General features: G+C 64.8%; 30 protein-coding genes. 8 read left to right on the plus strand and 22 right to left on the minus strand.

Features of this window, described 5'->3' with window-relative positions:
- Nucleotides 1-100: 100 nt before the first annotated feature.
- Nucleotides 101-493 (plus strand): DUF1844 domain-containing protein, encoded by a 393-nt coding sequence (locus ACTU6V_RS12600; protein WP_443468886.1) that lies wholly within the window; start codon nucleotides 101-103, stop codon nucleotides 491-493.
- Here the strand turns inward: ACTU6V_RS12600 and ACTU6V_RS12605 are convergent.
- From ACTU6V_RS12605 to ACTU6V_RS12630, 6 genes are all read right to left on the minus strand, one after another.
- Nucleotides 486-1,274, minus strand: coding sequence for an SseB family protein (locus ACTU6V_RS12605; protein WP_443468887.1), 789 nt, complete (start codon nucleotides 1,272-1,274; stop codon nucleotides 486-488). The genes ACTU6V_RS12600 and ACTU6V_RS12605 overlap by 8 nt on opposite strands.
- Nucleotides 1,258-2,004, minus strand: coding sequence for a bifunctional 1-(5-phosphoribosyl)-5-((5-phosphoribosylamino)methylideneamino)imidazole-4-carboxamide isomerase/phosphoribosylanthranilate isomerase PriA (gene priA, locus ACTU6V_RS12610; RefSeq protein WP_417510510.1), 747 nt, complete (start codon nucleotides 2,002-2,004; stop codon nucleotides 1,258-1,260). The genes ACTU6V_RS12605 and priA overlap by 17 nt, the downstream gene beginning before the upstream one ends.
- A gap of 91 nt (nucleotides 2,005-2,095) precedes the next feature.
- Complete coding sequence (hisH, locus tag ACTU6V_RS12615) at nucleotides 2,096-2,728, minus strand: imidazole glycerol phosphate synthase subunit HisH (protein ID WP_443468889.1); 633 nt, start codon at nucleotides 2,726-2,728, stop codon at nucleotides 2,096-2,098.
- Nucleotides 2,725-3,330 carry an imidazoleglycerol-phosphate dehydratase HisB gene (gene hisB, locus ACTU6V_RS12620; RefSeq protein WP_443468890.1) on the minus strand — a complete coding sequence of 202 codons (606 nt, stop codon included), beginning with the start codon at nucleotides 3,328-3,330 and terminating at the stop codon, nucleotides 2,725-2,727. The genes hisH and hisB overlap by 4 nt, the downstream gene beginning before the upstream one ends.
- Nucleotides 3,327-4,418 carry a histidinol-phosphate transaminase gene (locus ACTU6V_RS12625; protein ID WP_443475745.1) on the minus strand — a complete coding sequence of 364 codons (1,092 nt, stop codon included), beginning with the start codon at nucleotides 4,416-4,418 and terminating at the stop codon, nucleotides 3,327-3,329. Before ACTU6V_RS12625 ends, hisB begins: the two co-directional genes overlap by 4 nt.
- Nucleotides 4,419-4,431: 13 nt before the next feature.
- A complete protein-coding gene (locus tag ACTU6V_RS12630; protein WP_443468892.1) occupies nucleotides 4,432-4,794 on the minus strand; it encodes a LysM peptidoglycan-binding domain-containing protein in 363 nt (120 codons plus the stop codon).
- A gap of 262 nt (nucleotides 4,795-5,056) precedes the next feature.
- On the opposite strand from ACTU6V_RS12630, the gene lexA reads away from it, so the two are divergent.
- Nucleotides 5,057-5,743, plus strand: a complete 687-nt coding sequence (gene lexA / locus ACTU6V_RS12635; protein ID WP_443475746.1) for a transcriptional repressor LexA — start codon at nucleotides 5,057-5,059, stop codon at nucleotides 5,741-5,743.
- A gap of 79 nt (nucleotides 5,744-5,822) precedes the next feature.
- Nucleotides 5,823-7,673, plus strand: a complete 1,851-nt coding sequence (locus tag ACTU6V_RS12640) for a S9 family peptidase (RefSeq protein ID WP_443475747.1) — start codon at nucleotides 5,823-5,825, stop codon at nucleotides 7,671-7,673.
- 9 nt (nucleotides 7,674-7,682) lie between these two features.
- Here ACTU6V_RS12640 and smpB read toward each other — a convergent pair whose 3' ends face one another.
- From smpB to prfB, 4 genes are read right to left on the minus strand one after another with little or no spacing between them, the layout of a single operon-like run.
- Nucleotides 7,683-8,159, minus strand: a complete 477-nt coding sequence (gene smpB, locus ACTU6V_RS12645; protein ID WP_443468895.1) for an SsrA-binding protein SmpB — start codon at nucleotides 8,157-8,159, stop codon at nucleotides 7,683-7,685.
- 39 nt (nucleotides 8,160-8,198) lie between these two features.
- Nucleotides 8,199-9,122, minus strand: a complete 924-nt coding sequence (ftsX, locus tag ACTU6V_RS12650) for a permease-like cell division protein FtsX (RefSeq protein ID WP_443468896.1) — start codon at nucleotides 9,120-9,122, stop codon at nucleotides 8,199-8,201.
- Nucleotides 9,119-10,111, minus strand: a complete 993-nt coding sequence (gene ftsE, locus ACTU6V_RS12655; protein ID WP_443475748.1) for a cell division ATP-binding protein FtsE — start codon at nucleotides 10,109-10,111, stop codon at nucleotides 9,119-9,121. Before ftsE ends, ftsX begins: the two co-directional genes overlap by 4 nt.
- A 54-nt stretch (nucleotides 10,112-10,165) precedes the next feature.
- Nucleotides 10,166-11,278: a peptide chain release factor 2 gene (gene prfB, locus ACTU6V_RS12660; protein WP_443468898.1), complete on the minus strand. Its 1,113-nt coding sequence runs from the start codon at nucleotides 11,276-11,278 to the stop codon at nucleotides 10,166-10,168.
- Between the two features lie 94 nt (nucleotides 11,279-11,372).
- On the opposite strand from prfB, the gene ACTU6V_RS12665 reads away from it, so the two are divergent.
- Together ACTU6V_RS12665 and ACTU6V_RS12670 are read left to right on the plus strand one after the other, a co-directional pair.
- Entirely contained in the window at nucleotides 11,373-12,593 is a 1,221-nt protein-coding gene (locus ACTU6V_RS12665; RefSeq protein WP_443469231.1) for an MFS transporter, read from the plus strand.
- A gap of 8 nt (nucleotides 12,594-12,601) precedes the next feature.
- Complete coding sequence (locus ACTU6V_RS12670; protein ID WP_443475749.1) at nucleotides 12,602-13,288, plus strand: hypothetical protein; 687 nt, start codon at nucleotides 12,602-12,604, stop codon at nucleotides 13,286-13,288.
- A gap of 57 nt (nucleotides 13,289-13,345) precedes the next feature.
- On the opposite strand, the gene ACTU6V_RS12675 is transcribed toward ACTU6V_RS12670, so the two are convergent.
- The 3 genes from ACTU6V_RS12675 to ACTU6V_RS12685 are packed head-to-tail and all read right to left on the minus strand — an operon-like array spanning nucleotide 13,346 to nucleotide 14,575.
- Entirely contained in the window at nucleotides 13,346-13,768 is a 423-nt protein-coding gene (locus ACTU6V_RS12675) for a pilus assembly protein TadG-related protein (RefSeq protein WP_443468900.1), read from the minus strand.
- Complete coding sequence (locus tag ACTU6V_RS12680) at nucleotides 13,765-14,220, minus strand: TadE family protein (RefSeq protein WP_443468901.1); 456 nt, start codon at nucleotides 14,218-14,220, stop codon at nucleotides 13,765-13,767. Before ACTU6V_RS12680 ends, ACTU6V_RS12675 begins: the two co-directional genes overlap by 4 nt.
- Nucleotides 14,189-14,575 (minus strand): TadE/TadG family type IV pilus assembly protein, encoded by a 387-nt coding sequence (locus tag ACTU6V_RS12685; protein WP_443468902.1) that lies wholly within the window; start codon nucleotides 14,573-14,575, stop codon nucleotides 14,189-14,191. Before ACTU6V_RS12685 ends, ACTU6V_RS12680 begins: the two co-directional genes overlap by 32 nt.
- 373 nt (nucleotides 14,576-14,948) lie before the next feature.
- Here ACTU6V_RS12685 and ACTU6V_RS12690 point away from each other — a divergent pair, with 373 nt between their 5' ends.
- Complete coding sequence (locus ACTU6V_RS12690; RefSeq protein WP_443475750.1) at nucleotides 14,949-15,476, plus strand: hypothetical protein; 528 nt, start codon at nucleotides 14,949-14,951, stop codon at nucleotides 15,474-15,476.
- 8 nt (nucleotides 15,477-15,484) lie between these two features.
- Here the strand turns inward: ACTU6V_RS12690 and ACTU6V_RS12695 are convergent, their stop codons facing one another.
- Nucleotides 15,485-15,643, minus strand: coding sequence for a TFIIB-type zinc ribbon-containing protein (locus tag ACTU6V_RS12695; protein WP_443475751.1), 159 nt, complete (start codon nucleotides 15,641-15,643; stop codon nucleotides 15,485-15,487).
- Between the two features lie 328 nt (nucleotides 15,644-15,971).
- Between ACTU6V_RS12695 and ACTU6V_RS12700 the strand changes: the two genes are divergently transcribed.
- Together ACTU6V_RS12700 and ACTU6V_RS12705 are read left to right on the plus strand one after the other, a co-directional pair.
- Nucleotides 15,972-16,511: an Rv1352/Rv1906c domain-containing protein gene (locus tag ACTU6V_RS12700; protein ID WP_443475752.1), complete on the plus strand. Its 540-nt coding sequence runs from the start codon at nucleotides 15,972-15,974 to the stop codon at nucleotides 16,509-16,511.
- A 181-nt stretch (nucleotides 16,512-16,692) separates the two neighbouring features.
- Nucleotides 16,693-17,130, plus strand: a complete 438-nt coding sequence (locus ACTU6V_RS12705; RefSeq protein WP_443475753.1) for a hypothetical protein — start codon at nucleotides 16,693-16,695, stop codon at nucleotides 17,128-17,130.
- A gap of 44 nt (nucleotides 17,131-17,174) precedes the next feature.
- Here ACTU6V_RS12705 and ACTU6V_RS12710 read toward each other — a convergent pair whose 3' ends face one another.
- The 8 genes from ACTU6V_RS12710 to ACTU6V_RS12745 all read right to left on the minus strand — a co-directional run bounded on the left by ACTU6V_RS12710 (nucleotide 17,175) and on the right by ACTU6V_RS12745 (nucleotide 21,240).
- Nucleotides 17,175-18,185 carry a hypothetical protein gene (locus ACTU6V_RS12710; protein WP_443475754.1) on the minus strand — a complete coding sequence of 337 codons (1,011 nt, stop codon included), beginning with the start codon at nucleotides 18,183-18,185 and terminating at the stop codon, nucleotides 17,175-17,177.
- Complete coding sequence (locus ACTU6V_RS12715) at nucleotides 18,182-18,466, minus strand: hypothetical protein (protein WP_443475755.1); 285 nt, start codon at nucleotides 18,464-18,466, stop codon at nucleotides 18,182-18,184. The genes ACTU6V_RS12710 and ACTU6V_RS12715 overlap by 4 nt, the downstream gene beginning before the upstream one ends.
- A complete protein-coding gene (locus tag ACTU6V_RS12720) occupies nucleotides 18,463-18,660 on the minus strand; it encodes a hypothetical protein (RefSeq protein WP_443475756.1) in 198 nt (65 codons plus the stop codon). The genes ACTU6V_RS12715 and ACTU6V_RS12720 overlap by 4 nt, the downstream gene beginning before the upstream one ends.
- Complete coding sequence (locus tag ACTU6V_RS12725) at nucleotides 18,657-18,869, minus strand: hypothetical protein (protein WP_443475757.1); 213 nt, start codon at nucleotides 18,867-18,869, stop codon at nucleotides 18,657-18,659. Before ACTU6V_RS12725 ends, ACTU6V_RS12720 begins: the two co-directional genes overlap by 4 nt.
- Nucleotides 18,870-18,884: 15 nt before the next feature.
- A complete protein-coding gene (locus ACTU6V_RS12730; protein ID WP_443475758.1) occupies nucleotides 18,885-19,262 on the minus strand; it encodes a hypothetical protein in 378 nt (125 codons plus the stop codon).
- Nucleotides 19,263-19,478: 216 nt separating this feature from the next.
- On the minus strand, nucleotides 19,479-20,873 hold the full coding sequence (locus tag ACTU6V_RS12735) for a DnaB-like helicase N-terminal domain-containing protein (protein WP_443475759.1): 1,395 nt from the start codon (nucleotides 20,871-20,873) through the stop codon (nucleotides 19,479-19,481).
- Complete coding sequence (locus ACTU6V_RS12740; RefSeq protein WP_443475760.1) at nucleotides 20,870-21,031, minus strand: hypothetical protein; 162 nt, start codon at nucleotides 21,029-21,031, stop codon at nucleotides 20,870-20,872. The genes ACTU6V_RS12735 and ACTU6V_RS12740 overlap by 4 nt, the downstream gene beginning before the upstream one ends.
- Nucleotides 21,028-21,240 carry a hypothetical protein gene (locus ACTU6V_RS12745; RefSeq protein ID WP_443475761.1) on the minus strand — a complete coding sequence of 71 codons (213 nt, stop codon included), beginning with the start codon at nucleotides 21,238-21,240 and terminating at the stop codon, nucleotides 21,028-21,030. The genes ACTU6V_RS12740 and ACTU6V_RS12745 overlap by 4 nt, the downstream gene beginning before the upstream one ends.
- Between the last annotated feature and the right edge of the window lie 213 nt (nucleotides 21,241-21,453).

Here is a 21,453-nt window from a genome sequence, read left to right on the forward strand (position 1 = left end):
GGTAGCCTGGAACGGCAAGCGCGGGTGGGAAGTGAATCCTCTTTCGACTCGGAGCATTACGCCCCGAAGCCCGCCAAAGTCTAACAGAAGGCAAGGCGAAGTGACGATTCCTGCTCATGATCATGGCCACGACGAGCGCAACGAGCGCTGGCAGCAGCAAGAGGACGCGGCATCCGCTGCCACTCGCGACATCGCGGATGTTCCCGCAGTCGAGGTGATAACGACCACTGCCGTGCACCTGATGAGCGCGGCGGCCGTCAAGCTGGGCCTTGCCGACGACCCCGATTCGCAGCTGGACCTCGATGAGGCGCGCAAGCTGATCAACTCGCTCGCGGGTCTGATCACCGCTGCGGCTCCCGAGATCAGCGACATGCACGCTCGTTCGCTGCGAGACGGCCTACGCTCACTGCAGCTGGCATTCCGCGAAGCATCCACCATCCCCGACCCGATCGGCAAGGGGCCCGGCGAGAAGTGGACCGGTCCGGTCAACTAGCGCGGCGGAGCTTGACCGTCAACGAGTCCGCGAGCACCGCGATGCGGTCATCGGACGCCCAGCGCTGAGCGAGTCGCGCCAGCACTGCGTCGAGGACCTCGCGTTCGAGGCCGTCGACGAGCTCAAGGACGACGACGAGCTCAGGGCCATGCAAGCGCGCGTCCGGGTCACCGGAAGCAACTGACACATCGATCACGGCCAGTTCGTGAGCAACGCTCTCCTGGAGAGCTGAGAACACCTCGGGCGAGAGGTGACTCGGTTCCCAGGCATGCCCCTGGGCGACTGCCCAGACCGCAGGTCGACGGATCACGAACTCAGTCGGCGAGGTCGGATCGAGAACGATGAGATCGGTGTCCTCTGAGGATGCCGCAAGTGCTGCACGCACGGCCTCGACCGGGATCGGTCGCGCCGCGGCATCCCACTTCCGCATCGCCTCGACGGAGGAGAACACCGGCTGGACGCGTCGCCCGTCGGGTGCCGACACCGTCACGATCGACAGCTCTTGCGTCTTGTCGACAGCCAGACCGCTCGGGGCTACGCCCTCTTCACCCTTCTCAGCGATGAGCGGGATCAGCACTCGCGCATTGCGGAAGGCATCCACGACTTCGATCTCGCTCCCCTCCCCCGCGCGAAAGCGCAGCAGAGCCGCGAGCAGTGCCGGGTCGGCGGAGCCGTCGTCCGCGGCATGCGGATTCGACTCGAAACTGCGCCCTTCCCACGGGACGCCGGCGGAATCGCCAGTGTTTCCGTGGTCGCCGCCGTCGTCAGGAGCCTGCGACATCCAGCGCCTCAGCCAACGTGAACGCGCCAGCGTAGAGCGCCTTACCGACGATGGCACCCTCGACCCCGAGAGGCACGAGCGTGCGCAGCGCGATGATGTCGTCGAGGCTCGAGATCCCGCCCGATGCGACGACGGGCTTCGGGGTACGAGAGGTCACTTCGCGCAACAGGTCGAGGTTCGGTCCGCGCAGGGTCCCGTCCTTGGTGACGTCGGTGACGACGTAGCGACTGCAGCCGGCATCCTCGAGCCGCTCGAGAACCTCCCAGAGGTCTCCGCCCTCTTTCGTCCATCCGCGAGCGGCGAGCGTGGTGCCGCGCACGTCGAGTCCCACGGCCACAGCTTCGCCGTAGCGGCTGATCACGTCGGCTGCCCACTCCGGGTTCTCAAGAGCTGCGGTACCGAGGTTGATGCGCGCTGCGCCGCTCTCCAGAGCGGCCTCGAGGCTCGCGTCATCGCGGATCCCGCCGGAGAGCTCGATGTTCACGTGACGGTGCTGCTTGATCACCTTGCGCAGGACGGCAGTGTTGCTGCCGCGCCCGAAAGCAGCGTCGAGGTCGACGAGGTGGATCCACTCCGCGCCCTGATCGACCCACTCGGCAGCGGCGTCCAACGGGTCGCCGTAGCTCGTCTCGGATCCTGCCTCACCCTGGGTGAGGCGGACCGCCTTGCCACCGGCCACATCGACGGCCGGAAGAAGAGTGAGTTTGGGAGTGGACGCGAAGTCGTTCATGTCATCCTCAGGTGAGTGGAGTGCACCGGATGCCGGGCACGACACCCGACATTAGCCCGACGTGACGCCGGGTTCAAAAACGCCGACGTCTTCAAAGACTCTCAACCCAGTTCTTGAGCAGGCGGATGCCTGCTTCACCCGACTTCTCGGGGTGGAATTGGGTCGCAGAGAGAGGTCCGTTCTCGACGGCGGCAAGGAAGGGATCGCCGTAAGTCGTCCAGGTCAGCTTCGGCCTCGGAAAGGGTGGAATGACGTCGAGTTCCCACTGCTGGGCTGCGAACGAGTGGACGAAGTAGAAACGCTCGTCTTCGATTCCGCGGAACAGCACGCTGCCCGTATCCGGAGAGACGGTGTTCCATCCCATGTGCGGGAGCACTGGCGCATTCAGTTCAGTGACCGTTCCCGGCCACTCCCCCAGCCCTTCGACATTCTGACCGCGCTCGACGCCGTGAGAGAAGAGCACCTGCATCCCGACGCAGACGCCGAGCACCGGTCGGCTGCCAGCGAGGCGTCGGTCGATGATCTCATCGCCGCCGCGTGCGAGCAGCGCCGCACGCACCGCGGCGAAAGCCCCGACGCCGGGAACGAACAGTCCGTCAGCCTCCAGCGCCTCGTCGCGGTCGCCGGAAAGCTTCGCGTCGGCTCCCGCAGCGATCAATGCCTTGACCGCGGAGTGCACGTTGCCTGATTCGTAGTCGTAGACGACGACCGTGGGCTTTGTCATAGAGCTCCCTTGGTCGAGGGGATCCCCTCAACCAGCGGATCGAGCGTCTTGGCCTCGCGGAACGCGCGGGCGAACGCCTTGTACTCCGCCTCGGCGATGTGGTGCGGGTCGCGCCCACCGAGAACACGTACATGCACCGTGAGGCCTGCATGGAATGCGATCGCTTCGAACGAGTGCCGCACGAGGGATCCCGTGAAGTGGCCACCGATCAGGTGGTGTTCGAACCCCACGGGCTCGCCGCTGTGCACGAGAAAGGGGCGTCCACTGATGTCGACAACGGCCTGCGCGAGCGCTTCGTCGAGCGGCACAAGAGCGTCACCGTAACGTGCGATGCCCGACTTGTCGCCGAGGGCCTCGGCAATGGCCTGCCCGAGGACGATCGATACGTCTTCGACGGTGTGGTGCGCGTCGATGTGCGTGTCACCCGTTGCACGAATCGTCAGGTCCGTGAGTGAGTGCTTGGCGAACGCCGTGAGCATGTGATCGAAGAAAGGCACAGAGGTGTCGATGCTGCTGCGACCTGTGCCGTCGAGGTTCAGTTCGAGCTCGACGGAAGACTCAGAAGTGCTGCGCGTGCGGGACGCGGTGCGAGAAGCGCTCATGACGCCGAGTCTATCGAGGCCAGCGCGTCAAGGAACGCCGTCGTCTCCGCCTCAGTACCGGCAGAGACACGCAGGTGATTCGGGATCCCGACATCGCGCACGAGCACCCCACGCTCGTACAGTGATTCGAACGTCGCGCGAGGGTCAGCGACGCCGCCGAACAGCACGAAGTTCGACCACGACTTGTGTGGCTCGTAGCCCAGAGCTTCGAGTGTCGCTGTGATCCGATCGCGCTGTGCGACGATCTCGTCGACCATGCCGAGCATGGTCTCGGAGTTGCGCAATGCGGCTACTGCGGCCGCCTGTGTGAGGGCGCTCAGGTGGTACGGAAGACGCACGAGCCGCAGCGCGTCGATGAATGCCGGATCAGCGGCCAGATACCCGACTCGCGCGCCGGCGAAGGCGAAGGCCTTGCTCATCGTGCGCGAGACGGCCAAGCGAGGGCGCCCCTCGAGCAGAGTCAGCGCGGACACCGCGTCACGCGGGGCGAACTCGAAGTACGCCTCGTCGACGATCACCACGCCGCGCGCTGCCTCATAGACGGCTTCGATCACGTCGAGGCCGAGAGGGGTGCCGGTGGGGTTGTTGGGCGTGCAGAGGATCACGACATCAGGATCGGCCTGCTCGACCTGCGCTGCGGCGTCTTCTGCAGTGATCGTGTAGTCGGCCTCACGAATGCCGGCGATCCACTTCGCACCTGTCCCCTGCGCGAGGAGCGGGTACATGGAGTAGGTCGGCGCGAAACCGAACACCGTTCGGGCAGGGCCGGCGAAGGCCTGCATGATGTGCTGCAGCACCTCGTTCGACCCGTTACCTGCCCAGATCTGATCGACCTCGAGCCCGTGGCCCAAGTACTCTGCGAAGGCTTCACGGAGCGCAGTGAACTCTCGATCTGGGTAACGATTCACTTCGCGCAGCGCCACTGCGATGCCATCGAGAATGTCGCTTGCCACCTCGTCGGGGACGGGATGCGTGTTCTCGTTGACGTTCAGCGCAACGGCGAGCGGCGCCTGCGGTGCGCCATACGGAGTGAGACCGCGAAGATCGTCGCGGAGGGGCAGATCACCAAGTGAAGTCACCCTCCTCATTTTAGCGGCGCGATCAGCCTGCGTACTCGGCAGGCAGCGCCAGCTGCTGACCCACCTGGAGTGAGCCATGCCCCAGCGCGTTGAGACGCTGAATGTCGCTGATCACGGCGCGAGGGTCGACGGCCGGTGCCACAGACTCCGCGATGGACCAGAGCGTGTCGCCAGGCATGACCGTAACCGTCTCGAAGGAGGCCGTTTGCACGACGTCGCCCGATGCGATCGCTGATCCGCCGCCGATCGCCGCAAACGCGATTCCCGCAGCAAGAGGGAGGGCCGCAAGAGCGGTCACCACACGGCGACCACGCGTCGTCAGTCGGAGCCGTGTCGCTGAGCGAACGGGGTGGACTGCCGGGGCTGCGATGCTGATCGTGCTCATGGGTTTCTCCTCTGCCTCTTTGGCGTAGCGTTCGCATTCGGCACTCGGCCGGGAGCGACGAATGCGAAGCTACGTACCGAATATATATTCGAATTCGAACATCTGTCAAGATTTATTCGAAACCGAGCAACCAAAACATCGGACACGCTCGAACAGATCTTCCGAATCAGGCGGTTTCTCGGATACGGTTTCGATAACCACACCCCACCACGGGCCACAGACATTCGAAGAGCAGCCCCGGAATCGCGCACGAAGGAGCACCATGAGCGACATCTCCGCCACCGACGCCGAGGCGCCTCGCACTCGTCGGCGCAAGAGTCTCAGCCCGAAGCAGATGGCCATCCTCGAGGTCATCCAGACCTCGATCGCGAAGTACGGCTACCCGCCGAGCATGCGCGAGATCGGCGATGCGGTGGGGCTGAAGTCGCTCTCGAGCGTCACCCATCAGCTCGGGCAGCTCGAGCTCAGCGGCTATCTGCGTCGCGATCCGGGAAAGACGCGCGCCATGGAAGTGCTCATCGACCTTCCTGGCACGAGCGGCGAGAACCCGGCGGACTCCACGACTCCCGTGGGCGATGCGGCGATGGTGCCGCTGGTCGGTCAGATCGCGGCCGGAATCCCCATCACCGCAGACCAGCAGGTCGATGAGATCTTCCCGCTCCCCCGACAGTTGGTCGGCAAGGGCGACCTGTTCATGCTCAAGGTATCCGGCGAGTCGATGATCGACGCCGCCATCTGCGACGGCGACTGGGTCGTCGTGCGCACGCAGAACACCGCGGAGAACGGAGAGATCGTCGCGGCGATGCTCGATGGCGAGGCGACCATCAAGACATTCCGTCAGCGCGACGGTCACACCTGGTTACTCCCCCGCAACACCTCGTTCGAGCCCATCCTCGGCGATGATGCCGTCGTGCTCGGCAAGGTCGTTGCAGTGCTGCGCGCGGTCTGATCTTTCCGCCGCGGCCGCATCCGCGCCGGGGCAGATCGGCATGAGCTCGCATGTCGGTCGTCCCGCATAGGCTCGAAGCATGTCCCACCCGTATGGAACCTGGCCATCGCCATTCGCACCCGCTGACATCGCCGCATCCAGCCCGAAGATCGACGGAGCCCGTTTCGTCGGCGACGAGGTGTGGTGGGGTGAATCCGTCCCCGCCGAGAAGGGACGGGTGACGGTACGCAGCTCCACGGGAGAGGTATTGCTCCCCGCACCGTGGAGCGCGCGGTCGCGCGTTCACGAGTACGGCGGCGGGGCATGGACCGCGGATGCCGAGCGCACGTTGCTCTTCGTCGACGCAGGCGATCAGCGGGTGTACGCGAGGCGCCCGGGCGAAGAGCCGCGCCCACTCACCGCTCCCGGTCCGAACCATGGCGGCCTTCGAGTGCAGAACGGCCGAATTCTCGCAGTCCGCGAGGATCTGACAGTCGATCCGCACCTTCGCGCGATCATCGAGATCCCCACTGATGGCTCGGCGGCTGACGACAACACACACGTGCGGGTCATCACCGAAGGAAATGCGTTCTACGCGCACCCCGCGCTCTCACCGGATGGCACGCGCATCGCCTGGGTGCAGTGGCCAGATGGCCAGATGCCGTGGCAGAGCGCGGCGCTGCGCGTCATGTCCCTCGATGACGGCGCCCTCGCCTCCACACACGCCCGTGCCTGCCTGCAGCCGGAATGGCTGAGTGACACCGAACTCATGTACGCAGACGACCCGACTGGTCGCTGGGCGCTTCAGCGACTGCAGCTGGACGGCATCCGCGCATCGGAGCCGACGCCATTCGCCCCTGCCGATGCCGACACCGGGTATGGACTGTGGGTACTCGGCAATCGCTGGTACCAACCGCTCGCCGACAGCCGTATCGTCGCCGTGCGCACCAACGGTTCAGACGAGGTTGTGGTGATCGGCACCGACGGCACTGCGCGTGCGCTTGATATGCCCGCGAGTGCGCACATCAGCGTCGATGACGCCACGGGCACTCGCGTGCTCCTCTCCGGCGGCGGCGCAGCCGTCACCGCTGGCCTGTGGAGTGTGGACGTCGATTCCGGCGAGGTCGTCGCCATCCGCGGAGGCGCGCCCACCGATCCCCGCTGGATGCCGTCTGCCCCCCAGATCACGATCGAGGGGACGCACGGACCTGTGCATGCTTTCGACTACGCGCCGGCCAACCCCGAAGCGTCCGCACCCGACAGCGAGCGACCTCCGTACATCGTCTTCGTGCACGGCGGTCCGACCGCACACGCGGCCGGCGCAGCTTCCGCGGCCATCGCGTTCTACACGAGCCGGGGAATCGGCGTGCTCGATGTGAACTACGGCGGATCAACCGGTTACGGTCGCGACTATCGTGAGCGTCTCGATGGCCAGTGGGGCATCGTCGATGTGGACGACGTGCTCGCCGCCGCTCGCGGTCTTGCAGAGTCCGGCCGCGCCGATCCCGCCCGAATCGCGATTCGCGGCGGATCTGCCGGCGGATGGACCGTGCTCTCCGCGCTTGTGCGCGGTGGAGTTTTCAGCGCCGGCATCAGCAGGTACGGGGTCGCCGATCTGCGGATGCTGGCGCAAGACACCCATGACTTCGAGAAGCACTACGTCGACGGTCTCGTCGGGCCCCTGCCCGAAGCCGAAGAGGTGTACATCGACCGCTCGCCGCTCACGCACGTCGATCGAATCGACGTGCCAGTGCTGCTGCTGCAGGGCGAGGACGACCGGGTCGTCCCTCCCGCGCAGTCAGAGGCGATCCGTGACGCGCTGGCTCTGCGCGGTGTCGCGCACGAATACGTGCTTTATCCCGGAGAGGGTCACGGATTCCGGCGAGCGGAGACGATCATCGATGCACTCGAGCGCGAAATCGCGTTTCTAGGTCGGGCCTTCGGCTTCTGAGCCTGAGCGCTAGTCGCCCATGCGGTTGCGCAACCGCATGGCGCGCGCTGCTTCGCGGGTGTCCTGACGCTCGCGGAGCGTCTGACGCTTGTCGAACTCGCGTTTGCCCTTGGCAAGAGCGATCTCGACCTTGGCTCTGCCATCGAGGAAGTACAGCTTCAGCGGCACGAGCGTGTACCCGCCGGCAGAGACCGCGTGCTCGAGCTTGTGGATCTCCTCGCGGTGCATGAGAAGCTTGCGCACGCGCTTGGCCGAGTGATTCGTCCAGTGCCCCTGCGAGTACTCCGGGATGTGCACCGAATCGAGGAAGATCTCACCTGCCTTGATGAAGGCGTAACCGTCAGAGAGATTCGCGCGCCCTTGGCGCAACGACTTCACCTCGGTGCCGGTGAGCACCATGCCCGCCTCGTACGACTTCTCGATGTTGTAGTCGTGACGGGCGCGACGGTTGGTCGCGATGACCTTCTCCCCGCGTTCCCTGGGCATGACGGTTCCAATCTTCCAGCTGACAAGCGTCCCAGCTTACTAGGTGCGCAGCCACCTGCGGATCGCGAACCCTGCCGAGAGAGCCGCGAGGATCACACCGATCGCAATCAGGATCGGTACGACGATGATGGCATCCTGCATGCTGACCCAGGTAGTGATGAAGGGCACCCGACCCTTCAGATATCCTTCGACGCCGAAGTGCATGCCGGCGATCACTGCCGCGCTCGCGAGGGCTGAGCCGAGGAAAGCCGCAAAAACGCCCTCGAGCACGAATGGTGTCTGGATGAATCGGTTCGACGCGCCGACAAGGCGCATGATTCCGATCTCTTTGCGTCTCGCGTACGCCGACAATCGGATCGTCGTCGCAATCAGCAGCACGGCAGCGATGAGCATCAGCACGGCGATGCCGACAGCGATGTAGGTGGCGACCGTCAGCGCGGAGAAGAGCGGATCAAGGTACTGGAGCTGATCCAGTACCTCCTCTACGCCGTTGACGCCGCTGAACGCCTCGACGATGACCTGCGACTGACTGGGATCTTTCAGAGTGATCCAGAAGCTCTGGAACATCTGATCTTCGGTGAGCACACTCGCCTGCTCATCTCCGAGCTGATCGAGCAGCTTGTCGTAGGCCTCTGCCTTGGTCTCGAAACGGAAATCGGTGATGAGAGCGTTCAGCGCAGGGCCCTCGAGCTCGCTCTGCACCTGCTCGACCTGCTCATCGGTTGCTTCGCCGTCGATACAGGTCGGAGTCTTCTCCGTATCGGTCACCGGCGAGCACATGTACACCGCGACCTGCGCGCGCTCGGTCCAGTAATCGCGCATCGTCGAGATCTGGCCCTGCATGAGGATCGCCGCGCCGACGAAGGTCAGCGACACGAAAGTCACGAGCACGACGGAGATCACCATCGAGATATTGCGACGGAGGCCACCGAGGGCCTCCATCAGAATCAGTCCGACTCTCACGAGGTGGGCCCTACTTCCTCGTCGTCATCGGCGCGCGACAGACCGAGTCTGTCGGCGACGCCGAGCTCAGCGACGTCGACGTCTGGCCGAAGTACCGGGCGAGTGATCGGTCTGGCGCTCGTCGGAGACGACTCTGCATCACCGACGGAAGGCGCAGCATCGCGTGCCGCCTTCATCGATGCGATCATCTCGGCAGTGAGCGGCTCAAGCGATTCGGTCTCACGCTGGACTTCCTGCACTGCGCTGAGCGCCGCCGTCGCGGCGGCGCCGCGCTCTTCCTGCGGCACCAACTGCGGAATCATCGATCGGTCACCGTAACCGCCGTGGATCTCGTCGCGCACGAGCTCGCCGTCGCGCAATTCGATCACCCTGCGCTGCATCTGGTCCACGAAAGCCGCTTCGTGGGTTGCCATGAGCACGGTCGTGCCGCCAGCGTTGATCCGCGCAAGCAGCTGCATGATGTCGACCGAGGTGGCCGGGTCGAGGTTTCCGGTCGGCTCGTCGGCCAGCAGCACCTGGGGCCGGTTCACCAGCGCACGAGCGATCGCCACACGCTGCTGCTCACCGCCGGAGAGCTCATGCGGCATCCGCTTCTCTTTTCCGGCAAGACCGACCAACGCGAGCGCTTCGGGCACGGCCTGCTGCACGAATCCTCGCGAGGAACCGGTGACCTGCAGCGTGAAGGCGACGTTCTGGAACACCGTCTTCGTCGACAGCAGCCGGAAGTCCTGGAAGACAGAGCCGATATGGCGCCGGAAGTATGGCACCTTGCGGTTGGCAAGCGAACGAAGGTCTCGTCCGAGCACGGCAACGCGTCCGGACGTGGGGACCTCTTCGCGGAGCATCAGCTGCAGACAGGTGGACTTACCCGACCCCGATGCGCCGACGAGGAAGACGAATTCGCCGCGCTCGACCTCGAAGTCGACGCCCGCCAGGGCTGGTCGCTTCGTGCCGCGGTAGCGTTTGGTGACGTTCTCGAACCGAATCATGGCTTTATGAGCCTAAGCGCGGGTGCGCGCCTTGCCGCGAGCGACACCCTGACGTCAGTCTTCGTCTTCCCGGCGCTTGCGCCAGCGGATGCCCGCCGAGATGAAGTCATCGAGGTTGCCGTCGAACACGGATGCCGGGTTTCCGGACTCGTGTCCTGTGCGTAGGTCCTTCACAAGCTGCTGACCGTAGAGGAAGTACGAGCGCATCTGGTCGCCCCAGCTCGCGGTGATGTTCCCCGCAAGCTCCTTCTTCTTCGCTGCTTCTTCTTCCTTCTGCAGCAGCAGAAGGCGCGTCTGCAGCACGCGCATGGCGGCAGCACGGTTCTGGATCTGCGACTTCTCATTCTGCATCGAGACGACGATGCCCGTGGGAAGGTGTGTCAGGCGAACGGCGGAGTCGGTCGTGTTGACCGACTGCCCACCGGGGCCCGAAGAGCGGAAGACGTCGACACGGATGTCGTTCTCAGGGATGTCGACCTCAGTCGCCTCTTCCATGAGCGGGATGACCTCGACTGCAGCGAATGACGTCTGCCGCTTGTCTGCGGAGCCGAACGGGCTGATGCGAGCAAGACGATGCGTGCCCGCTTCTACCGACAGGGTGCCGAAAGCGTAAGGGGCGTCAATCTCGAAAGTGGCCGACTTGATGCCCGCGCCCTCGGCGTAGGACGTGTCCATGACCTTCGCGGGGTACTTGTGATGCTCCGCCCAGCGCAGATACATGCGCATGAGCATTTCGGCGAAGTCCGTGGCGTCATCGCCGCCGGCACCCGAGCGGATGGTGATGATGGCACTGCGATCGTCGTACTCGCCATCGAGGAGCGTCTGCACCTCGAGCTGGTTGATGACGACGCCGAGGGTTGCGAGTTCTGCGCGCGCTTCGGCCGCGGAATCCTCGTCTTCCATCTCATTGGCGAGGTCGATGAGGACCTCGAGGTCATCCAGACGCTGACCGATCTCACTCACCCGCTTGAGCTCGGCCTGCTTGTGGCTGAGCGCGCTGGTGACCTTCTGCGCCTTCTCCGGGTCATCCCAGAGATCGGGGACGCCGGCCTCCTCGCTGAGCCTTGCGATGTCGGCCTGGAGTCGCGTGACGTCGACGACCTCGCTGATGTCGCCGTATGTGTGCCTGAGCGCCTGAATTTCGGCGGAGAGATCGAGTTCGAGCATGACGACTCAGCCTATCGTGCTCTGCTGGGAGTTGCGGGCGGGTAGCGTGAACCGGGTGAACAGCGCGTCAACGGTGCTCAGGCGATTCGGCCCGATGGTGTACCTGCCGACAATCCTGTTCTCAATGGGCGAGGGCGCTGTCATCCCCCTCATTCCGGTGATCGCCGCAAGCATGGGGGCGGACGTCGCCACTGCGGCGCTCGTCGCCGGAGCCCTGGTTGTCGGACAGCTGTGCGGAAATCTTCCCGCCGGATGGGCGGTCGCGCGCATCGGCGAGCGCTACACGATGGTCATCGCGGGCATCATCTCGATGGGCGCGGTCATGGGCATGGTTTTCGCACCGGTGATCGCGATGTTCGCCGCATCCGTCTTTCTCTTGGGTTTCTGTGCTGCGGCGTTCGGACTGGCCCGGCATGCGTTCATGACGACCCGCGTACCTGTGGCGTTCCGCGCGCGTGCGCTCGCCCTTCTGGGCGGGAGCTTCCGGCTCGGCATCTTCGTGGGCCCGTTTGTCACTGCCGCGCTCCTGCAGATCTTCGGCGATGAGCACGCAGCGATCTGGTTCTTCCTCGGGTGTCTGGCCGTGATGGTGGTTCTCGTGCTGTTCGGGCCAGATCCGGAGAAGACGATCGCCCCAGCATCCTCGTCGATGCTCGTCGAGGACTCCGGCGAAGCGGTCTCTGGCTCGATCCCGACATTCGAGCGCGCCGGAGTGTTCCGCACGATGTGGCGTCACAGAGCGGTGCTCAGCAGACTGGGTATCGCTGCCGCGTGCCTTTCGGCAACACGCTCTGCCCGACAGGTGCTTCTTCCGCTGTGGGGCGTCTCGCTCGGAATGGATGCGCAGACGATCGCGCTCGTGGTCGGCGTGTCCGGCGCCATCGACTTCGCCCTGTTCTACGTCAGCGGCCAGGTGATGGACCGGTTCGGCAGACTGTGGGCGGCGATGCCCGCCATGGTTCTGATGGGCGCAGGGTTTCTCGTGCTCTCGTTCACGCACAACGGCGATGCCGCTGTGTTGTGGTTCGGGATGCTGGCGGCCGTCCTCGGAGTGGGCAACGGCCTCTCCAGCGGCATCCTGATGACGCTCGGAGCGGATGCCGCCCCGGCGCATGATCCGGCGCCGTTCCTCGGATCGTGGCGGACTCTGACGGATGCCGGTGGCGCTGCCGCACCGCTGCTCGTCTCAGGAGTGACAGCGATCGCGTCGATCTCAGTGGCCGCAGCCGCGATGGGTATCATCGGGTTCCTGGGCGCACTCGGCTTCATCCGGTGGATTCCGCGGTTCAGCCCGCACCGAACTCTCGACGATTGAGGGCAAGCATGAACACCAGCGTCGCTAAGCTCTCGGCAACCTCTTCTGCGCTGGTGCTTGCCGCAATCACGCTCGTCGGTTGCACCTCTGTGGCAGAACCACCGGCGGCTGACCCGTTGACGAAGCCCGCAGGCCAAGCGCCGCTTCCGAGCGCGACGCCGACGGCAGCGGACGTCGACGCCGATACCTGCCCGCACTTCCTGGCCCGGATTCACTTCGGAACAATGCGCGCGAATATCAGTGGGAAGCTCGTGGATCAGGGCCCCCGAGAGTTCGCCACAGGCACCGTCGGCCTCGATGACGACGGCAACATCGTGTCGTACACCGTCGCGCCCGGTGACGCCCCGGTCGCAATCGGGGACCGACTCTGCATCGACTATGCGGTCGGGCTCCCCCAGCTCAACCATGTGCGTACGATCCATCCGGGTCAGGTGCTGCGGCTCAGCCTCGACCCCGATGTTGCGTGGGTTCCTTACTTCAACCCTCATGACGCACCCGCTGGATTCCAGCAGATTCCGTATCAGCAGGCGATCGAGGCGATGGCTGCGGCGGGAGACGCAGGCGACGTCGATGCCATGCGCGCAATCTGGGCCGATGAGCTGTCGGCGATGTTCAGCAATCCGGAGCACATCGACATGATCCAGCGGGCACTTGACGCCGGCGACCTCACGGTGCTGAATCAGATGTTCTCGTAACGCCGCTGACGAATACTGCGGCCGACGGCGGAGGGTGGTGTGACCAGCGCCGCCCGCTCAGCGAAGCGCCGTCCTGCTGGTCGCGGTCGCTTCAAGCAAGACCCCGTCTGGCACGAACGCCGAGATGACCGGTGGATGCCACGACGCGGCGACCGTGACCTGCGCGGACACGCCGTCGGGAGCGGATGCCGAGACCAGCTGCGCTCCGGATGCCATGGCATCGACGATCGCGACAGCCTGGTCACGGACGCCGTCGTCAGTGAGTTCGGCGCGCACTCCTTCCCCCTCCACGACCAGCGTGAAGCCGTCGGCACCTGCAAGAGCCGCAGCATCCGCCAGCGAATCGAGCCGCTTCTGCGCGATGTAGAGGTCTGTGGCGCAGGTGCAGACGAAGACGACGGCGATCGCGAGGATGACGTAGCCGAGCAGCAGGGGCAGGACGCTGCCCTCATCATCTGCCCCGACTTCTGAAGGCATCATTCCGCGCCCCACAACCGCGACACCTTCTGTGCTGCCGCAGCCTGCAGGGGGATGCGCGTAGCCCGATCAAGCCCGAAAATGGGTGGAACGAACGGCAGCGACACGTACGTCTCGACCCTCACGATCACGGTCGACCCTGCGGCGGGGCACGCCGCACCTGCCGGGGTGCAGGTCACAGAGACACCGACGTTCTCCGCATTCATGCCGTACTCGTCGATGACGCTCGAGAGCACGGCGTCGCCACTGCGCGCCGCGGCATCCGCATTCTCGGCCTGTCCGATCACGCGCGCGGTATGACGCGCTGCGGCCTCGGCGCCGAGCATCGTCTCCTGCACCGCGCCGAGAGTCAGAACCAGATACACCAGTGGAACCAGAAGAACCACGCCGATCGTGATGAACTCCAATGCGGCCGAGCCCTCGTCATTCTTCGCCCAGAGACTCCATCGGCGCATCCGCATCCACCTCCAGCCCATACGGCACCCCGAGAAGACCGATGATCGGCAGAGTGGTGCGCACTGTCACGACAGCAGCAGGATGACCCAGGCGGTCGCTCTCGCTGACCGTGATGTCTTCGGCGTACGAACCGCCGACAGCGCGCGTGATGGCCAGTCGGGTGCGCTCTGCTCCCTCAGCAAGAGAGGTGTCGGCGAGCGCGGCATAGTGTGCACCCTCGACGGCGGCATCGTGAACGACATTTCGCACGTAGACCGCGAACCCCAGCTGAAGGACCGCAAGTGTGAGGGCGGTGAGCAACGCACCGACGAGCACGAAGTCCACCGCACTCGACCCTCGATCATCGCTCGCCACCCGGGCACTCATCTCAGAGTCCGCCCACCCTGGAGATCGCCTGCTCGAACAGCCCTGTCAGCGCGGGACCGGCGACCGCCCAGATCAACACAACAAGCCCGGCACTATCAATACGTGAGTAATAGTCGATTCCGCCGCGAGATCTCGGGAGATGACACAAGCCGCCAACCGACCCCCATACCCCTGTGTTTCGGCTTTCGAGGTCGGAAATGGTCGCTGTCCGCCCTCGCGGTTGAGCGCGGTTTCGGAAGATCAGGCCACGTCCCCTTTGTCGTAGCACTCCGAGACGGCGGACAACTGCTACCTTCTGGAAATAGCAGTACCGCGGATGCTAATCCGGGGTTGAGGCCGCGCTCAGCGAAAGGTTGTAGGTTTGTCTCATGATGAAGCCGACGGCAGAGGCGTCGATCCGGGCGCTGGGGCACGGAGCGTACGTAGGAGTGACCGGCGACACGACTCGCCTGAAGTCGATGAAGGTCGCGCTCAACTCGAGGACATCGAAGCGAGTCGTCACGAAATCCTCGAAGAAGCTGACGCAGATCAAGACTCTGAAGAGTTCACCCAAGTTGTAGAGATCGCGCGTTCCTTCAGCGGACCGCTCCCCCACGAGCAGACCCTGTCGGCGTACAACAGTATTGTCCCCGGTAGCGCGAAGAAGATCATCGACGGTCACCTGTACGGCGAAAAGGCTGCGGCCGACGCACTCACCAGGTTGACTACGGCAGAATCGTCTGCCGTCATGATCGGTGCCGTCGGTGCTCAACTGCTCACTATCGGCGGGTTGGTAGCCGCGGTAGTCCTTATTGTGACGGGCTTTCCGCTCGCCTCGATCGCGGGAATTATCCCGGCTATCTTGGGCGCCTCCGCACAGGTCATTGCTGCGACGCGCAAGAGGGACTAAGAGAAACCCTAGTCAGCTTGAACTGCGCCGCACTCAAGGCAGCGCCAGAGCGGTTGGCCGTTGACCTCTGCGGCTTCCATCTGGTGCAGGCAGGCCGGGCAGTTGGGCGTGCTCAGCAGTTCGTCACGCAGCTGCCGCAGCTGGCGCTGGCGTTCGATGTCGTCCATTCGAGAAACGGTACCCGCTGCCGCGCGCGGATAGTCACACGTTTCCACTAGGTTCAGATCATCAGTCGACCTGGGGATAGGTGGGGACATGCGGAAACGATTCCTGGCATGCATTGTTATGTCGATGTTGGCTATCACTGGCTGCGCTCCGTCGGCTGCCGTCTCTGAGGCGACGCCAAGCGCGACCCCGGCAGGCAAGCCATCGGCGAGCGCGTCACCAACGCCAACGCCAACGCCAACGCCAGCCCAAGTGCGCAAGGTCGGATTCACGTGCTACGTTCCGTTGCCCAAGGAACACGAATGGGAGACCGCTAAGTCAGAGTCTGTTGTGTTCAACAGCGTCCAAGAGGTCTGGGCACAGTCGCCAGCGCCCACCACCTGCAACACGACAATTGTCGAGAACGGCCCGTACTCGACTACTGAGTACGCTGCCGTCGCTGCGGCATATACGGACGACCCGATCTCATCAGCGGATATTCTCTGGTCGGTATGCGCGGACGTCGATGGGCCGTACCAGACGAATGGCCCACTCAACGACGTTCAGCGAGCAGAAATAGCAGGCGCGCTGATGCTCTGCCCCGATCATCCCAGCGCGGCGATCATGGCAAACGGGTCAGCCGAACAACAAGAGCGCGCCGCGGGAGTGCGGTTCGGCGACGGCGTGCGAGAGATCGGCGCGCAGATCCAGCCCGGCACCTATCGCGCGTCTGGAGACATCAAGAATTGCTATTGGGCGAGACTCGATGCGGCAGGCGGCACGATCGAGAATAACTTCGTTCCGTCCGCTACCCAGGTCGAGGTGACAGTAGAGCCGAGCGACTTCTCGTTCCATGTCGAGGGCTGCGGCGAGTTCGTCAAGATCGGCTAGTCTGCCGAATCCAGGTGCCGGTGCCACTAGGCTGACCAGCCCATCTGCGCCAGCTCCAGAAACGCTCGCCTGACGGTCGAGCGCGCGGGTTCGTGTTCGCCGTCGATGATACCCCTGGGGGGTATCCTAATGACAGGCAACGGACAGGTTGGGGTACACAATGGGCACCAGAGGCGACGCAATGCAGCGAGCCGCGCAAGCATGGCACCTGCGCGTGCTCGGCAAGACATGGGCCGAGATCGCAGAGGCGGTCGGCTTCGCCAACGACGCCAACGCCATCCGAGCCGTCAGAAGGTACGTGGGTCGTCTCCCGCAGCCGGATGCTGAGGAAACGCGCACTGTGTGGCGTGCTCGCATGGAGCATCTCTGGAGCGCTGCGGCGCGTGATGCTGAGGCCGGTCGGCCTGGTGCGATCCGTGCTGGCGTTGCTATTGCGCAGCGTGCTGCGGCTTTGGATGGTTTGGATGCTCCGACGCGGTATGAGTTCACGCCTGCGGAGGCGCAGCTCGAGCAGCTTGTGCAGCAGCTCGTGGCGCGTTCAGGGCATATCGAGGTACTCGAAGCTGAGGACGATGTACTCGAGCTGGACGTACTGCCTGCCGACCAGAGCAGCGCGTAGGGCGCCGAGAGTCGATACCCGCGGCGCCCTCTGCATTGTGTCGATCAAGTGCTCAGCGGCCAACCTGCTGCGATGGCTGCTTCTCGCTCGGCCTGCTCAGCCTCGGCGGCGGCCAGCTCGGCTACGTGATGTGCTCTGGCCTCAGAGTCGAGCATCGCTTGTCGGCGCTTCTCGCGGTACTCGTCGCGGATCTCTCCGGGTAGAGATTCGGGCTTCTTGATGCGCGCGGTTTCTCGCAGCTCGGCCAGGGGCTCGTGCGCGTATTCCCAGCGCCCTAGCGTGCCGCCACGGTCGTCGCCTGCGATGTCGACGTAGCAGCGGATCCCGCCGCCGGTCATCGGGAACCACGCGGCGCCTGAGAGCGCCTCGAGGGCGTTTGCACGCCGGTCCTCTCGGTCGCCAGATGCGCCGCGCTTGCGCCACACCGGGTAGCAGTCACCGCACAGCGGCGCTTCGCTGCCGTCTGCCCACTTCTCGGATGACTTGTGCCACGACAGGCTGCGGGAGACGCCGCACCAGGCGCACGCGCCGTCACGGCAGCGCCGAGGCATGCTCGGGTCGTGGGTCTTTCGGACGGCTGCGGCGAGCGCTACGAGGTCGACATCGCTCAAGTGGGACCACGGCTGCGGTTTGGGTTCTTTGAACACGTGGTGCGCTCGGCCGGGGTCAGGGTGCGACGAGCACGCGGTGTATCGACGGGGGAACATTTGCGCGAGCGCCGCAGCCGCTACTGCGGGGGTTACGTCGATGCCGGTGAGGGCGCGTATGGTGCGCTCCGGGCCGCCAGCGCATCCAGTGTGGGATCGGCGCCAGTTGTGCAGCGGCGGCAGTCCCTTCTTGACGCGCTCGCGGTCGATGATTTCGGATGACTGCCGACGCGAACTCGACCAAGCGGATTCAGGCTCGATGACGCCTTGGCCTTTGGCGATCACGCCGCCGCAGATGCGGCAGAGCGCCCGAGGCAGCTGCGCTTCTCGTTCGGTGGCCTCAGCGAGTCTGGCTCGCAGTCCTTTCAGGATCATGGCGTCATCCCTGTCTGTGTCTGCCGTGGTCATGGTCTGGCTCTTTCTGGGTCGTGTCGTGGTGCCGGAATTTCTTCGATGAGTCCTCCGCCGAGTCGCGCGTAGAGCATCTTGGATCCGCACTCGAGGCGGACAATGCTGCCTTCGCGCACGCCACGCTCGAGGACGCGGAATGCTTGGCCTTTCTCGATGCCGATCTCAGCGGCGAGCGTCTGGACTGACCAGCCGACAAGATGCATCGGGGTGTCGGGTCGCGGTGTCGGCGACGGCTTGGCAATCGGCTTGTACTTCTTCCTGCGGCGAGCGCGGCTCATGGCGTGTTCCCGTTGTGTGGTGCGATGCGTCCGCTGGCGTAGAGGGTCTCGGGACCGCACTCGAGGCGGATGACGGCGCCGCTGGCAACTGCTTCGTTGAGGACCCGCTCAACGTCTTCGACGGGGACGCGGAGGGGTTCGGCCAGGTCTGCTGCACGCCAGCCCTGGATGGCCTGTACGGCGTCGGCAGTCATCGTCCCACCCCGTCCAGCGCAGCGGCGATTCTGTCGGCTTCACGGGCCGTACAGGCGCCGCTGTTGCGCAGCCGTGCTGCGAGTGCTGCGGGTGATGCGCCAGCGTCGATGGCTGCGAGTGCGATTCGCGCAGCACGCGGGGCACGGTCGTTGTGCGCGAGGGCGTCTGCGAGTCGTCGCTCTGCTCGGGTTCGTTCGTTGTCGGTCATGCTCTCTGTGTCCTTTCAGCGGGATGTCGTGGTTACGGCGAGGAGGTGTGCTGTTCCTGCCGGGTCGAGGTAGGCAGCGAGCGCTGCGGGCGGACGTCCGACCGGGCAGTGATCTGCGTGGCGCATGGCGCCGCGACCCTGTGCAGCTACGCCAGCGACTGCGGTGCACTCGGGGCAGCGTCCGGAGAGGTTCGCCAGCACGCGTTGGCGGATGATCTCGATGTACCGGGCCGGGGCGTCGTCGCTCAGTGACTCGGTGACGCATACTGAGGCGCCGAGCGTCCAGATGCTGATGCCGCCGGGTATCCGTCGTTCGGTGAGGTCATCGATGCTACGGCCTTGGTTCTCTTCCCATGCGGCGACGGCAGCAGCTTTCGAGGTGGCGAGGTTCATCCGATCAGCTCCCGTGGTCTGTTCCTCATTCGGCGGCTCATTTCAGATGCGCCTCGGAGGGGGTACCCCCGTACCTCCCTCTCTAGAGGGGAGGTACACGGGTACAGGGCGTACCGGGCGCGTACCCGGTACGTACCCGGTACGCGGAGATCGTTGATTTTCCGGGGGTTCGTGTCTTCGGGGTCGGTGTACCCGGAGGTGTACCTCGAGGCCATCTCAATCGGCCTCCTCGAGGTACGCCCCGCGGGGGGTTTCACCGATGCTGTTCCGATAGGCGCGCAGCGCATTGGTCGCTCGGGTCGCGCCCCATTTCATTCGGTCGCGGACGTCACGAACGGACCCCGGCGGCGGCACCAGCTTGAGCAGCTCGTCGACGTCAGCGAGAGGTTGGTCGATCTCGACGGGGCGCGTCGGTGTGGTGAACCTGTAGTCGAGCCCGTCCTCGAGCTGCACCAATGTGAACGTCGTGATGATCGGCTCGCGGGAACCGTGAGCGTTCATCCTAAGAGCGCCGTGGCGGTCTTTGACGATCGACAGATGAGCCTCACCCCCAGCGCCAGGGGCGAACTGCTTCGTGGCCGTCACACGCAGCAGAGCGCCGTCTACGGCTCGCTTCTTCGCCATCGTCCCGCCAGCACCATAATTGCGTGACTCGACGCCCTTGGCCTCATGGTCGATCGCAAGTACAGCAGTGCCGACTGCGGCGAGCGCGGTGAGGATCTTGCGGTGCACGTCGGTGTAGTCGTCGGCGTCGTTGCTCTTGGCTCCGAACATCGGCAGCAGCTCACCAATGCTGTCGACGACGGCGAGCGTCGGCGCCCACGCTTTCGCATCGCCAACGACTCTCTGGATATCGTCGGCGTTCTCTGCGATGGCGAGCCGGAACCGGTCGCGGTCAGCCAGCAGGTCATGGGATACGCCGTAGTCGTGGAGCCTGTTCAGGATCGCCGGGGCGCCATTGTGATCAAGGTCGATCCAGAGGACCGAGCCACCTGAGAACAACTCGTCCGCGGCCATCGCTCCCGCTATGAGCGTCTTCCCGGCCTCTGGAGCGCCTAATAACACGTTCACCGCTGCGAGGTACAGCAGCGGCAGTCCGTCGCTCCTGCGGCCACCTGCGGCTGTCTGTGGCGCCGCCAGCGATCCATCGAGCATCGCAGCGACGTCGATGTAAGCGGGAGCGCGCTGAGTGCCACGTTGGTTGATCGTCGCGCCGATCGCCTCAGTGACGCGTTGCAGCACCTGATCGGGATCCCGGCCAGCGTCCTGCAGGTCGTCCAGCGCAGCGGTCAGGGCTTCGCGTCCGCGGCGTCGGGTCGCGTTCGTACGGACCGTTCGGGCCGCTTCCTCGATCATCTCGGGATACAGGCCAAGGTCAAGCCAGCGCCCTGGTTCATCCAGACCGACGCCGCGCACCTGCCACTCGGGATAGTGATTCTGAAGCGTGTAGGCCTCGAGCATCCTCCCGGACTCGAGCGCCCTGCCGATCCCATCGAAGATGGCACCGAGGGTCGGGCTAGTGAAGTCGTCGCCGGTGATGATCTCGGCAGCCGTGGCGTAGACCGTATTGTCTCGGAGCACGCAACCGAGAACCTCATGTTCGGCGTTCACAGTAGACGCCCATCATCGAGTTCAGACAACTCGTCGTCGGTCGTTATCGGACGCCGCAGCTCGGGCAGCTCATGGCGCCGTTCCCGTTCTCGGAACTGCTCGCGAGCCCTCTGGAGCTTGCGCTGCGTGGCGCGGAATTCGGCCATGCGTGCACTCATGATCGATCCCCGCGCAGCAGGTCGGCCAGGCGCTCGGCCTGCTCGTCTGTAAGCGGCGGTGCAGCGGCCAGGCGTCGCTCGATGTCGCGCTGGATGAGGGCTGCCGTGAGATCCTGCGCGGCCTCGACTGCGCGTTTGGAATCGGCGCCGTAATGACGTTTCGTGGATCCGGCGCGACCGGCGAGGCCTGCTAAGCGAGTGTCGTACACGAAAGGCTCCCAGTGGAGAGGTGACGCCCCGATCGGGTACGCCAGGCTCCTTCTCCGTGAGCCGCTGCACTCTTCCCGCGTGCGAGACTGGAGCAGTCGGCCTAATGCCCGGAGACGGGGCCTTTCGTCAGCGCCTCAGGTCATGAGCCTGAGAGTCGAGCGATATCGATGCGCCTCGCGTTGTGTTCAGCTTAGGGCTTGAAGGGTCACATG

The organism is Microbacterium zouquanmingi, from assembly GCF_052266675.1.
In the GTDB taxonomy this organism is placed as follows: Bacteria; Actinomycetota; Actinomycetes; order Actinomycetales; family Microbacteriaceae; genus Microbacterium.

Bases quoted from the DNA above. Each gene is read 5' to 3' on its own strand.
- ACTU6V_RS12605 (WP_443468887.1), bottom strand. From the start codon at position 1,274: ATGTCGCAGGCTCCTGACGACGGCGGCGACCACGGAAACACTGGCGAT.
- priA (WP_417510510.1), bottom strand. From the start codon at position 2,004: ATGAACGACTTCGCGTCCACTCCCAAACTCACTCTTCTTCCGGCCGTC.
- hisH (WP_443468889.1), bottom strand. From the start codon at position 2,728: ATGACAAAGCCCACGGTCGTCGTCTACGACTACGAATCAGGCAACGTG.
- hisB (WP_443468890.1), bottom strand. From the start codon at position 3,330: ATGAGCGCTTCTCGCACCGCGTCCCGCACGCGCAGCACTTCTGAGTCT.
- ACTU6V_RS12625 (WP_443475745.1), bottom strand. From the start codon at position 4,418: ATGAGGAGGGTGACTTCACTTGGTGATCTGCCCCTCCGCGACGATCTT.
- ACTU6V_RS12630 (WP_443468892.1), bottom strand. From the start codon at position 4,794: ATGAGCACGATCAGCATCGCAGCCCCGGCAGTCCACCCCGTTCGCTCA.
- lexA (WP_443475746.1), top strand. From the start codon at position 5,057: ATGAGCGACATCTCCGCCACCGACGCCGAGGCGCCTCGCACTCGTCGG.
- ACTU6V_RS12640 (WP_443475747.1), top strand. From the start codon at position 5,823: ATGTCCCACCCGTATGGAACCTGGCCATCGCCATTCGCACCCGCTGAC.
- smpB (WP_443468895.1), bottom strand. From the start codon at position 8,159: ATGCCCAGGGAACGCGGGGAGAAGGTCATCGCGACCAACCGTCGCGCC.
- ftsE (WP_443475748.1), bottom strand. From the start codon at position 10,111: ATGATTCGGTTCGAGAACGTCACCAAACGCTACCGCGGCACGAAGCGA.
- prfB (WP_443468898.1), bottom strand. From the start codon at position 11,278: ATGCTCGAACTCGATCTCTCCGCCGAAATTCAGGCGCTCAGGCACACA.
- ACTU6V_RS12665 (WP_443469231.1), top strand. From the start codon at position 11,373: ATGGTGTACCTGCCGACAATCCTGTTCTCAATGGGCGAGGGCGCTGTC.
- ACTU6V_RS12670 (WP_443475749.1), top strand. From the start codon at position 12,602: ATGAACACCAGCGTCGCTAAGCTCTCGGCAACCTCTTCTGCGCTGGTG.
- ACTU6V_RS12675 (WP_443468900.1), bottom strand. From the start codon at position 13,768: ATGATGCCTTCAGAAGTCGGGGCAGATGATGAGGGCAGCGTCCTGCCC.
- ACTU6V_RS12680 (WP_443468901.1), bottom strand. From the start codon at position 14,220: ATGCGCCGATGGAGTCTCTGGGCGAAGAATGACGAGGGCTCGGCCGCA.
- ACTU6V_RS12695 (WP_443475751.1), bottom strand. From the start codon at position 15,643: ATGGACGACATCGAACGCCAGCGCCAGCTGCGGCAGCTGCGTGACGAA.
- ACTU6V_RS12705 (WP_443475753.1), top strand. From the start codon at position 16,693: ATGCAGCGAGCCGCGCAAGCATGGCACCTGCGCGTGCTCGGCAAGACA.
- ACTU6V_RS12710 (WP_443475754.1), bottom strand. From the start codon at position 18,185: ATGACCACGGCAGACACAGACAGGGATGACGCCATGATCCTGAAAGGA.
- ACTU6V_RS12715 (WP_443475755.1), bottom strand. From the start codon at position 18,466: ATGAGCCGCGCTCGCCGCAGGAAGAAGTACAAGCCGATTGCCAAGCCG.
- ACTU6V_RS12720 (WP_443475756.1), bottom strand. From the start codon at position 18,660: ATGACTGCCGACGCCGTACAGGCCATCCAGGGCTGGCGTGCAGCAGAC.
- ACTU6V_RS12725 (WP_443475757.1), bottom strand. From the start codon at position 18,869: ATGACCGACAACGAACGAACCCGAGCAGAGCGACGACTCGCAGACGCC.
- ACTU6V_RS12730 (WP_443475758.1), bottom strand. From the start codon at position 19,262: ATGAACCTCGCCACCTCGAAAGCTGCTGCCGTCGCCGCATGGGAAGAG.
- ACTU6V_RS12740 (WP_443475760.1), bottom strand. From the start codon at position 21,031: ATGAGTGCACGCATGGCCGAATTCCGCGCCACGCAGCGCAAGCTCCAG.